Source organism: Bianquea renquensis, from assembly GCF_014384895.1.
GTDB lineage: Bacteria > Bacillota > Clostridia > Lachnospirales > Bianqueaceae > Bianquea > Bianquea renquensis.
This window is the reverse complement of sequence record NZ_JACRSQ010000098.1, coordinates 1-936: the sequence shown is the minus strand read 5'-3', so window position 1 is coordinate 936 and position 936 is coordinate 1. Positions and strand designations below refer to the sequence as shown.

Sequence of the window (936 nt, the reverse complement as noted above, 5' to 3'; positions counted from 1 at the left end):
ACCGTTTGTGTCAATGACCGTATCTGCCGAGGTGCTGCCCGATACCGCCCAGGTCACACTCTGGTCGGCGGCCTCCTCTCCAAACGCGCCAACCACGGCATGGAATTGCACAGTTTTCCCGATCTTTGCGTCCCCGTCCGCCCTCACCGTGACGGCTGGGTTCCCCGAAATGCCCGAGAGCAGGAGAAGCGCGTCGTCTGTCATGCCCTCCTGGAAGAAGCCGTCGCTGTCTGTTTTGCTGCCCAGGTCGTCCGCCGTGGCGAACTGCGCAGTGACTTTGATGGCATAATACCAATCTGTGAGATTCTTTTGCAGCTCGATCCCATCCAGCAGCATGCCCGTAGCCTCCCCGGGCTGGATCGCTTCCGCCCAGTACGCCCAGCCATCCGTATCGTACACCCAGTACTTGCCTCTCGGAGCGCCCTGCGCCTTCCATTCCGCCATGCTGAGAACCGTGGCGTTCTGCGTGGCTTTGGCGGCATGGGTTTCTTCCCGCGTCTCGATATCCACGCCCTCGACGGCCGCTTCCCCTTCGTCCTCTTCGTCCGCGTCCGCGTCGTAGACGGCGCTCCCTGTTTTCTGCTCGCCCAGGGTGTAGTTCACATAATCCCCATAGCGGTCATTGTCCGTTGTCGGGTCGCCGTCCGGCCCCGCGAAGGTGCCGTTGATATCCGCCGCCAGACTGTCCTTGTTCTTGTTAAAGGTGGGCATGAATACCGTTTCGCCCCCCAGGGTCCATTTCCAGTATTCGCTATGGAAGGAGGCGTGGGAATCGCCCAGCGTATGTACCGTCCAGGTGGAGATATCGTTGATGTCGGTGCCCGCCAGGACGGGGGTGGCGTCCCGGTTGGGGTCGTCCTTGTTGATCCCGGCGTCCTTGCCGGTTTCCATATACTCCCGCAGCTGGATGCGCGCGAAGATGGGGATGTCCCCGAA

Annotated in this window: 1 protein-coding gene; it reads right to left on the bottom strand. The window is 61.3% G+C overall.

Annotated features, from left to right (window positions below):
- A partial coding sequence (locus H8730_RS17420; RefSeq protein ID WP_249290314.1) for a hypothetical protein occupies nucleotides 1-936 on the bottom strand: 936 nt, incomplete at both ends.